Source organism: Streptomyces populi (assembly GCF_002911015.1).
GTDB lineage: Bacteria > Actinomycetota > Actinomycetes > Streptomycetales > Streptomycetaceae > Streptomyces > Streptomyces populi.
The window spans coordinates 1-9861 of sequence record NZ_KZ627028.1; the positions used below are offsets into that span (position 1 = coordinate 1).

Genomic DNA, 9861 nt, shown 5'->3' on the forward strand with positions numbered 1-9861 from the left:
GGAGAGCGATGCCGTGGCTGTGGATGAAGTCGCGGCGCATCTCCGTTGCGGAGAGCTCCCGCTCCCGAACCATGGCCCATTCTGGCAGGGCTTTGTCGATCTCCTCCCAGTACGACTGGGCAAGATCGACCGCTGCATCGTGCTTGATCTTCAAGCCCTGGAGGAGTGCTTGGGTGCCGTAATAGAGGGCACTCAAGGTGAACATCATCCGCGAGCGCGCGGAGAGATTGCTCTTCTCCATCTCGACGTAGCCCTTGAAGATGCGCGAGCGGCCAGCCATGACGCGTACGACCTGGGAGGACGGATCCCGGTGGTCGTAGAGCACGCCGATGGAGCGCGCCGGGCGAACCGCGTGCCGGTTGAGGTCGGCAAACATCTGCTGGGACCGAACCAGACCCGCGTCGTGGAAGAAAACGACCGCGATCGTCTCCTCGCCGAGGTCGGGGTTCTCCTTGAGGGCGAGCTCGATGGCGGCGCGACGATGCTGACCGTCGTTGATCAGAAATCGGGAGTCCATAGGGATACGCAGCTGGCCCGTGCGGAAGCCGGTCCCGTCAGTGCTGTGGCTCTCGAACTCCATGGTTCCGTCGACGGAAGCAGTGAGAGCACTAAAGACGTAATCATCCGGATTGTCCAAGATGTACTTGGAGAGCGTGGGAAGGCGCCCTTTATTCAGGATGCGCTGCGCCCGCAGCTCAGCGGACAGTTCGTCCTCGTCGAAGATGAAGATCTTGGGGATGATGCGTAGCGGGCACATCGAGACGTAGTACTCCCGACCCGCCTGGATGCCGCGGATCGCCGGGAAGATGTACTCGAACCCGGTGGATGTGCGTGGGGCGACTACCCGGGTCGCAGGTGCCACAGCTTCGTTCTCCACTTCAGCGACTTTAACGTACTCGCGGCGACTGCCGTCAATCGGATGACGTACCAACGCTTCCTCCGGTGTGTGCGCAGGTCACAGTGGAGGTAGGGCACGCCATCGCTGAGCTGCGTGTGTCGTTCTTGGCGTATCGCCACCCACGGGGATGACGTGTGTCGAGGTTGGTGTTGACGTACACGGTGAGGTCCTGCTGTGCGTCAGCACGTCACGTGTGTACGTTAACGGATTGACGTACGCGATGACAGGAAAACGTCTTAGAAGTGGGTGGCTGTTGTGGTGGCGTATCTGGACGTGGCAGCGACGACGCGGGTGGACCCTCGCGTTGCTGACGTGGTGCTGCACTGGATGACCGAAGACTTCGGGAACGCGGGCAGCCGCACCCACGAGTACGGGACGCGAGCGAAGGCGGCGGTCCAGGAGGCGCGGACCTTCCTGGCGGAAACTGTCGGAGCCCAACCGGAAGAGGTCATCTTCACCAGCGGAGCGACGGAGTCCAACAACATCGCTCTCCTGGGCATGGCGCCGTACGGGGAGAAGCATCAACGGCGCCACATCATCACGTCCGCCATCGAGCACAAAGCGGTCATCGAGCCCCTCATGCACCTGCAGAGCAGGGGATTCGAGGTTGATTTTCTAGAGCCTGGACCGTCTGGCAGGGTCACGACGGAAGCTGTGCTGGAGAAGCTCCGCCCGGACACCCTCCTGGTCTCCCTGATGCATGTGAACAACGAGACCGGAGTGGTCCAGCCAGTCGCCGAGCTCGCAGAGAAGCTTCGGGAGACCTCCACCTATTTCCACGTCGATGCGGCCCAGGGCTACAGCAAGATCCCCGAGGATCTCATGGCGCCCATCGACCTGATCAGCATCAGCGGCCACAAGATCGGGGCGCCGAAGGGGGTGGGAGCACTGATCACTCGTCGGCGCGGCTGGAACAAGGCCCCGCTGGAGCCGATCATGTTCGGCGGGGGACAGGAACGAAAGCTCCGGCCTGGCACACTCCCAGTCCCGCTGATCATGGGTCTGTATGAGGCAGCAAAGCTCTTTCAGGAGGGGCAGGCTCGATGGGAGCGAGATGCCGTCGCGATGCGTGAGCGCCTACTTGCTGCCCTGGGCAAGACTCGCTTCCGGATCAATGGGGACGCCGAGCACTCCGTGCCGCACATTTTGAACGTGACGTTCGACGGCCTCAATGCGGAAGCGCTGATCGTACGGTTGAAGGGCCAGGTCGCCGTGGCGACGGGGTCGGCGTGCACCAGCGCCTCGTACACGCCGAGCCACGTTCTGACGGCTATGGGGCTGCCTCCTGAGGTAGCTACGAACGGGCTGCGGTTCTCGTGGTTCCCCAGCCAAGTTGCCGACTTCAGCCCAGAAGAGCTGGCCGAGACGATCGCCCGCGCGCAGCCGGCGGCTTCGTAACTACTCTCTCAGGGCAGAGAGTCAGTCTGTGGGGCGCCGCACCAGGCGGTGCCCTCGCAGCTCACGCCCACATCTGATCAGCTCGGCTTCCCATCCGTTCTCGGTACCGATGATATGCGGGTGCTCGTAGAGACCCGCCCTCACTTCGGACTCGGTGAGCCGCCGGTAGCGGGGTACTTCGGGGTCGTCCACGGTAAGGAATTCGTGCTTGCGGTGGAGCAGCGGACGGTTGGCGGAGTTCGCGTACGACGTATGTGACGTCTCAAGCGTCTTCAGGTCGACCTGGTAGGAGGAGAGGATCCGCGGGTGCGGATCCTTGTCGAAGTCTGGGTAGTCGAGCCAAGAGACCGCGCGCCCCTGGTGCCTCAGCTTGACCACTGTCCAGTCCTGCGGGCGGCCGACGGCGATCGACGCGCAGTGCTCGTACAGCCTTAGCACGGTGGGCATTTGATCCAGGGCTCTTCGGTGCACGTATAGGGCTGTTGGAGTCAGCTTTCCGACCTGTGACGCATTCATCGCGCCGCGTACGTATCCGTCATCCCGAAGCTTGAGAAGCAGACGGTCTGAGCGCTGGCAGGCTTCCTTGTAGGACGTGAAGAAGGCGCGTACGTCCAACTGCACACTTGCCGGGAGGCTGCTGAACGGGCCGCGGCCGTTGAAGAGTTCCACAGCTAGGTAGAGCAGGGTGTTCAGGGTCGAGCGCTTGGCCCCCTCGGAGATCTTGTCGGCGTCGGCTGAGTCTCGGACAAGACGCTTGAGCTCGTTCGGCTTAAGGTGTGCCAGGAGCTCCGCGGTGGCACGCGGCATCTCGTCGATGCGGGGAGGGCGGCCTCGCCGCTCCACGTAGTCGACAAGTGCGGTGATTGCGGTCGCAGTGTCTTCAGATGCAAGCCATTCGGCATCTGGGACGATCCGCTGCGCGAGGTAGCTGAGGCGCGCGGCATCTTCTTTGAAGGCGTAGACGATGCCAGGGGATGCCGAGACGACCCGACCCCCCGTGACCTCCTCGACGTACGAGCGCAGCTCGCTGGCACCGTAAAGGTGTTGGAACGTCTGACGGCTGGTGAGCAGGCCATCGCCGAACGCTTCGCCGCGAACCTTGGACTTCTCCCAGGTAAGGCGAGCGGAGACGATCAGGATGGTAGTTGCCAGCTCCCAGGCTTGCTTCAGAGTCTCCCGGCGTTCTGCCGGGTCCTCGATCACGTTCAGTACGTAGGTGAGGAGGACGACGGATGAGGGTTCGGCGCGGGAGCCAGAGCGGTAGTACGGATCCCATCCGGTGATCTTGCAGTCGAGTCGTTCTAGAGCCCGGACATCGTCACCGCGGCCGCAGCCATAGTCGAGAACCGTCCGGTCCGGGGTGAGCTGCCTGTCAGCGAGGGCCTGACGGACGGGTACGGACAGGGTTGCGCGGCCGATGGCTGTACGGCGGCGGTCGCTGTTCCAGGTCTTCTGCATCGAGCCTCGCTGCGTCTCAGGCACTGATGGCAAGCTTAGTCAGGGGAATTGGCTGGCGGGAGACTTTCCAGAGGGTCAGGGCCGAGTCCTGCGCTCGGCCTGAATGCGTTGTGGCAAAGGGAGTCCCTGTTCGATGAACAGGGACTTCTTCGCGTGCGGGGCACGATCGCGGAGGTGTAGGGGCAGGCAGCGGACGGCTTGTTGTGGATCGAGGAGGGTGCGATGCCGTCGGTGCTGGGGTTGATGGAACAGCGTGAGGCGCGGGCGAGGCAGGATCTGGAGTCCTGGACGGAGGTTCTGGAGCAGGCCCAGGCGGAGGTGGATGCCGCGCGGGCGCGGGTCGAGCGGGCCCGGGTGGGGCGTGAGGAGCTGGTGTCGGTGCTGGAACTCGCCGGTTTCCGTGCCGTCTGGTGGTGAGACGGCTGCTGCTGTGGGATCGCGCGGCTCCGGCGCGGGGCATGGCCCGCGACCGCCGGTGTGGCGGTCGGGCATGGGCAAGGAGGTGCTCAGCGGCCTGTATCGGGAGGTGTTCGCCGCGGCGGTGGCTGCTTCGGGGCCGGTGAACGGAGTGGAGCTGACGCGGGCGGTGGGCTGGGAAGCGGAGATCAAGAACGAGGTGGAGAAGATCCGTCACCGTGCCTACGTGCTGGAAAAGCGGGGCTGGCTGGTGCAGGCGAGGGACGGACGGTTCATGCCCGCGTCCGAAGCAGTCGGCCTGGACGCTTCTCCGGCCAGCGCGGAGCGTCTGCCGCCAGGCGCCGGGGCAGCCTGATCACGGCGGCCCAGCACACCATCTGGGCGTGGTGATCGAGGCGTCGTTCGTGGTCACGGTTGAGGCGGCGTGAGCGGAAGAGCTGGCTCAGCGTTCGCTCCACCACCCACCTGCGGGCCAGTACGACGAAGCCGTGTTGCCCGTCCAGGCGGCGTACGACCTCGACGCGCACCCCGTGACGGGCGAACGCTTCGGCCAGTGCGGGGCCCTGGTAGGCCCTGTCGACCCACACCAGCTTCAGCAGCCGGCCCGAATGGTCCATGAACGTCTCCAGCAGTGCGGGGGCGGCCTTGGCGTCGTGCACATCGGCCGTGGTCACGGTCACCTCCAGGAGCAGACCGTCGGTATCGGTCAAGATGTGGCGCTTACGCCCGTCACGTGACTTGCTGGCGTCGTATCCGCGACAACGCACTTACCAGCGGTCGGTGATCGCGGCGGCCGAGTACCGCTGGACGCTCTGCCGGGCGTGGTCCCCAACCTGTCCCGCAGTTCCGCGTCGGACATCAACCGCACCGGCGCGAAGGCGAGTTCGTAGGCATCGCCGGGCAGCGGCCCGGCACTCGGCGGGATCCTGACGTCTCGCCGGATTTCCGCGTGTTTCCGTCCGCTTGCGTGCCGTTACGGCGACGGAGTCTGCTTCCTGCGTTGAGCGGGCCGCCGCCGGGCCACTAGAGGTTGCTCGAGACCAGCGCCGCTGATCCCGCAATGGCCCGACCCACGGATCCTCCGTCGCGGTGGGTCTCGACTCCAACGCGCAGCGCATCGTCGTGCGCCTGGGTGACGTCGGCTCGTGGACTATCCGTGGACGAGTGGCCGCAAATCAGATGACGAGGAGGCTACGACCTGGGTATACGTCCGGGACCGCAGGCCTCTCCGGAGCCGTGTGTGCAGGTTCGAATCCTGCCGGGGCGCTCCTCGTGAGGTGTCCAAAGGTTCCGTCACCAGTGGAAGCGTTGGAGGCGGGGGCTTCGTGTAGGTGCGGGTGGATGTGGCTCGGTGTGGTCCTGTGGGCGGGGTGTGTGGTGTCTTGAGGTGTTGTCTCGGGTGAGGGTGGGGATCGGTGAGGTCCTGCTCCGGGCGGTCGTCGGTCTTCCGTACGCCTGCTACTCCGGTGGTGGCCCGCATCGCTGTGGATGTGGTCCGTTTCGCCGGGGCCGCGTAAGAGTGCGGTACCGGGGCGGCGTGGTTCTGTGTCTCAGAACCGGGTCAGGATCCCGTCCACATAGCCGAGGGGTACGACGTCGGTGTGGGGGTCCAGGGAATCAGGGTCGTCGTGCCGGTAGTGGTAGCGGCCCCGCTCGTCCACGAACACGCCCAAGGGTTCGGCTCCGCACCGGCGGCACTTCCAGAACTGGAACTCGGCCATCTCGGCCGAGGGGTTCACGTCGCTCGGACGTATGACTTGCTTCGCCACCGAAATCCTCCCGCCTCTGCGTTGCCGGGATCTTGCCACTCGCGGAAGCAGCATGGGGTGATCTCCTCACGGACGCCTTCTCCGGTGTGGGGTCGTCTCCGTGGAGCGGGTCGGGCGTGCCGCGCGGGATCTTCGCAGCATCGGCCGGCGTGGAACACGGCACGGCTCCGGCCCTGAAATCCGCCGTGGGGTGATCGAGAGGTCGTTCGCCCGGTTGCGTGGCTCCCGGTGTTCGGACAGCTGCGGGACCGCGAGTCCGGCCGGTGTGCGAAGTGCTCCTCCGGCTCGCCTGCCGTCTCGTCGGCCACCGGCAGTTCAGCGTGCCGTGCCGTTCTCGAGCAGGGAAGCCGCGGGACGGGCGGGTGGTCGCCGAGTAGGCTCTCGCTCCACATTCGATCATGTTCATGACTCTGGGGGCGCTTTGAGGAAGATCTCGGCCGTGGTCGCAGCCGCTGCCGTCTGTCTGGCGTCGGGGGCTGCCGCGACCGGCTGTTCCGGCAGCGCGGCGACGGACGAGCGCTCCGCGGGGCAGTTGCTCGACGACGCGTACAGGACCATGAAGTCGCTCAAGTCTGTGACCGTCGACGGGGACGTCCGCTCTGCCGGTGGGAAACGCTCCGCCAACCATCTGACGACCGACCTCAGAGCCACCTGCACCTTCAAGTCGTCCTCGGAATCGGGCGCCGCGCTCGAGCAGATCCGGATCGAAGGGACGGACTACATCCGGCCGAACCGTGCCTACCTGGAGCAGTGGTCGGGGCGGAAGACGCCGAGCGCGGCCGAGCCGGGTCGCTGGATCAAGAAGCCGTCCAGCGAGTCGGTACCCGGTGACGGGCTCTCGGACTGCACCTGGCCGTTCACCGCGTTCGGCAGGGCGAAGAAGAGCGGGGCGGCCTCGGTCGACGGCCGCCGGGCCATCGCGCTGGTGGTGACCGACGAGAAGGTCGAGAACGGTACGTACACGCTCTACGTCGCCGCCGAGGGCAAGCCCTATCTCCTCGAAGTCGACTACAAGGGCACCGACTTCCACACCACGACCACGTTCAGCGCCTTCGACGAGCCGTTGGAGGTGAAGCCGCCGGCCGAGGACGAACTGCTGGACCTGAGCGGCACCGACGGCTGAAGGGTTTCCGGGGCGGCCCCGGGGCCAGTCGGGCTGCGGAGGACGGCCATCACCTCCCAGAGTTACGCCCTCTTATCGCACGGGCTTCTCGAGGAGCGTGAACGACTTGGTCGTGCCGCCCGGCTGTGGTTTCCCCTTCTTGCTGCCCACGACCCGGTAGCCGGCGTCGAGGTAGTACGCGGTCAGACGGTCGTTGCCCGCCAGGCAGTCCAGGCGGGTCAGGGTGCGGCCCGCCCCGGCCACGCGTCGCTCGGCGGCCCGCAGAAGGCTGCGGCCCGTTCCCGGCGGGACACGGGTGTGGTCGACCATCAAGCGGTGCACGTATCCGGCCGTCGGGGGCTGCGGGCCCCAGGCGTCCGGGTCCGCCCACCACAGTTCCCAGGCGCCCACCGCACGGCCGTGGATCTCCGCGATCCAGACCTCTCCGTCCTCCATGATCCGGCGGAAGTGGTCCTCCCCCAGTTCGCCGGGCTGCCACTGGCCGGTGGTGCCGCGGGAGTTCATCCAGCGGGCCGCATCGTCCCGCAGGCGCACGAGGGTGGAAAGGTCTTCGCCGACAGCCGGGCGGAACTCCAGATCGTTCACGCGTCGATCTTCACACGGGCCCGTGTGCCGCTTCCTCCAGGGTCTCGAGACCTCAAGATCTCGAGGCTTCGAGGCTTCGCATGTGGCTTTCCGCGAGACGGCCGCGGTGCCGGGCCGGGGTCAGACCCTTAGCCAGGTGTGCCGGTCGCGGGCCATCGCGTGCAGCGCCTCCACGTCCGCGGGCTTGAGCACCCCGCCGAGCCGCGCGAGGCCCGCGAGGTCGGTGTCGCGCAGGACGCGGACCTCACGCGCGGGCACCGGCGTGTCCAGGCGGGCGGGGCCGGCCACGGCGAGGACGGGGTGGACCTCGGCCGTCAGGGCGTGGGACGCGCGGTCGGCGTCGGCGCGGAGCCGGCGGAGCAGCGGGTGTGGTTCGCGGCGGCCGACGGTGACCATCGGGTCGGCGACCAGGACGCGCTGCTTGTGGGCGTACAGGGAGTGCAGGCAGAAGAGGCCGGCGGGACCGATCAGCAGGTGGTGGATGCGGTCGCCGCCCGGGAGCGGCACCGAGTGCAGGGTGTGCCAGCCGCCTCCTTCCAGCCGGTCCAGGGCCGCGCCGACGGTCTGCTCGGCGGCGAGCGCGCGGCGGCGCGGGTCGGGGCGCAGTCGGTGCGCCGGGCCCGGATCCCGGTCGAGGTCGATCACCAGGGCCTCTCCGGGCCGGTTCGGCGCGAGGTCGTCGTCCGGGTGGAGCGTCAGCCGGGCCAGCTCGGCCGGGGTCGGGACGGGCGGCGGTCCGACCGTCACCGGGCCGCTCAGGAACGGGCCCAGCACGCCGAGCACGTCCTCGCGCCGGTCCTCGCTGAGCAGATTGACCCTGGCCGTGTCACGGTCGTACCAGGCGACGCTTCTCCCGTCGGCCAGGCACACGTACAGGCGGTCCTGTCCGTGCCGCCGGGCCGGTACGACGCGCAGTCCGTTCATGCACCATCACCCCATGACCATGGGAACAGGCGGGGTGCTCCGCGGGCAAGAACCCGGTTACCTTTGGCGGGAGTTGGGGCAGATGGGTGGGAGGCGCTATTGCGAACTCGCAGAAGATATCCAGACGTTCCGGCCCCGGACAGCCCATGGAGCGAGATCGTGCCCGGCCTGTGGATGGGCGGCCACGAGTTCGCGGGGCGTTCGGGACAGCCGCAATCCGCCGTCGTACACGATGAGTTCGACCTGGTCCTGACGTTGCTGCGACAACCGGGGCACGGGCCCGACCCGGGGATCGAGCATCATGTGTGGCCGATCCCGGACGGGCCGTTGGACGGCACTCAGCTCATGGGGGTCATACGGCTCGCGCGGGCCGCCGACGACGCCCTGGAGGACGGGCGCCGGGTGCTCGTCCGCTGTTTTCACGGGTACAACCGCTCGGGGCTGGTCGTCGCGCACGCGCTCACCCTGGCGGGGCACACCGCCGACGACGCGATACGGCTGATCAGGGCCCGGCGCTCGCCCTGGGCGCTGCACAACGAACTGTTCGTGGAGTACCTGCGGGCCGGGCTTCCCACGGCACGCCTCCTCGAGGAACTCGCGGAGTAGGAGGAGGAGCAGGAGGAGCAGGAGGAGCAGGAGGAGCAGGAGCAGGGACCGAGGGTCAGGGGGCAGGAGCAGGGGCGGTCGGGCTCTCGTACGGCGGGGGTGCCACCCCGGCCGCGGGCACCACCCCCGCCTCGGGCGCCCCGGCCGGGCCGCGGCCAGGGTTCCGGCCGCCTCGGCGTCCGTGGTCGGCCGTGGCGGGGCGGGCGCCTGGGCGGTCAGGGGCGTGACGGTGCCCGGCGCCCGGCGCCCGCATCCGCGCTCTGGGCCCGGTCACGGCCGTACGCCCCGAGGTCGCGGCCCGTCCGGACGACCGCGGCGGGCCTCGGGCCGTGGAACGCGTACGACGTACGGCGGGACGGTACGGCGGCCGAAAGGCCGCGGGCAGCCGGGTGCGCGGGCCCGGCGGAGGTCCCGGGTGCGCGTCCGGGGTTCGCCGGCGCCCCGGACGGCGGTGCGGTGACGGCGCTGACGCTCCCTCAAGAGGAGCGGCGGGGGCCGGGCGTCCCCGATGGCCGAGCGTGGACTGCGTTACCGGGCTCCCGATCCTAATGTGGCGATAAGTCAGCTTCGCCCCCTCCTGGAGGAGCCCTCCATGTCCCTGCGGTCCGCATACACCCGAATCGGTATGGCCCTCGCCGCCGGCAGTCTCGTCGCCGGCGCCGTTGCCGCCCCCGCCCGCGCCG

At 67.9% G+C, this 9861-nt stretch carries 10 protein-coding genes; 4 read left to right on the plus strand and 6 right to left on the minus strand.

The features are described 5' to 3' along the window. Positions 1–877 (minus strand): DNA sulfur modification protein DndB (gene dndB / locus CW362_RS41280; RefSeq protein WP_240658326.1); only part of this gene is annotated, 877 nt, incomplete at its 3' end. Between the two features lie 267 nt (positions 878–1144). On the opposite strand from dndB, the gene dndA reads away from it, so the two are divergent. Then, positions 1145–2296, plus strand: coding sequence for a cysteine desulfurase DndA (gene dndA, locus CW362_RS41285; protein WP_206301216.1), 1152 nt, complete (start codon positions 1145–1147; stop codon positions 2294–2296). 21 nt (positions 2297–2317) lie between these two features. Here the strand turns inward: dndA and CW362_RS41290 are convergent, their stop codons facing one another. Next, on the minus strand, positions 2318–3754 hold the full coding sequence (locus CW362_RS41290) for a DNA phosphorothioation-associated putative methyltransferase (protein WP_103554728.1): 1437 nt from the start codon (positions 3752–3754) through the stop codon (positions 2318–2320). A 222-nt stretch (positions 3755–3976) separates the two neighbouring features. On the opposite strand from CW362_RS41290, the gene CW362_RS41295 reads away from it, so the two are divergent. Continuing rightward, on the plus strand, positions 3977–4171 hold the full coding sequence (locus CW362_RS41295; protein WP_162684414.1) for a hypothetical protein: 195 nt from the start codon (positions 3977–3979) through the stop codon (positions 4169–4171). A gap of 272 nt (positions 4172–4443) precedes the next feature. Here CW362_RS41295 and CW362_RS41305 read toward each other — a convergent pair whose 3' ends face one another. Then, the gene (locus tag CW362_RS41305; protein WP_276313765.1) at positions 4444–4938 is read right to left on the minus strand and encodes a transposase; all 495 of its coding nucleotides are present in this window, start codon (positions 4936–4938) and stop codon (positions 4444–4446) included. A 783-nt stretch (positions 4939–5721) separates the two neighbouring features. Then, positions 5722–5940, minus strand: a complete 219-nt coding sequence (locus CW362_RS41310; protein WP_103554731.1) for a hypothetical protein — start codon at positions 5938–5940, stop codon at positions 5722–5724. Between the two features lie 439 nt (positions 5941–6379). Between CW362_RS41310 and CW362_RS41315 the strand changes: the two genes are divergently transcribed. Further along, positions 6380–7063, plus strand: a complete 684-nt coding sequence (locus CW362_RS41315) for a hypothetical protein (RefSeq protein WP_240658328.1) — start codon at positions 6380–6382, stop codon at positions 7061–7063. 72 nt (positions 7064–7135) lie between these two features. On the opposite strand, the gene CW362_RS41320 is transcribed toward CW362_RS41315, so the two are convergent. Together CW362_RS41320 and CW362_RS41325 are read right to left on the minus strand one after the other, a co-directional pair. Beyond that, positions 7136–7648: a GNAT family N-acetyltransferase gene (locus tag CW362_RS41320; RefSeq protein WP_103554733.1), complete on the minus strand. Its 513-nt coding sequence runs from the start codon at positions 7646–7648 to the stop codon at positions 7136–7138. 120 nt (positions 7649–7768) lie between these two features. Next, positions 7769–8572, minus strand: coding sequence for a nuclease-related domain-containing protein (locus tag CW362_RS41325; protein WP_103554734.1), 804 nt, complete (start codon positions 8570–8572; stop codon positions 7769–7771). Positions 8573–8671: 99 nt separating this feature from the next. Between CW362_RS41325 and CW362_RS41330 the strand changes: the two genes are divergently transcribed. Next, on the plus strand, positions 8672–9178 hold the full coding sequence (locus CW362_RS41330) for a protein-tyrosine phosphatase family protein (protein ID WP_103554735.1): 507 nt from the start codon (positions 8672–8674) through the stop codon (positions 9176–9178). Positions 9179–9861: the final 683 nt, after the last annotated feature.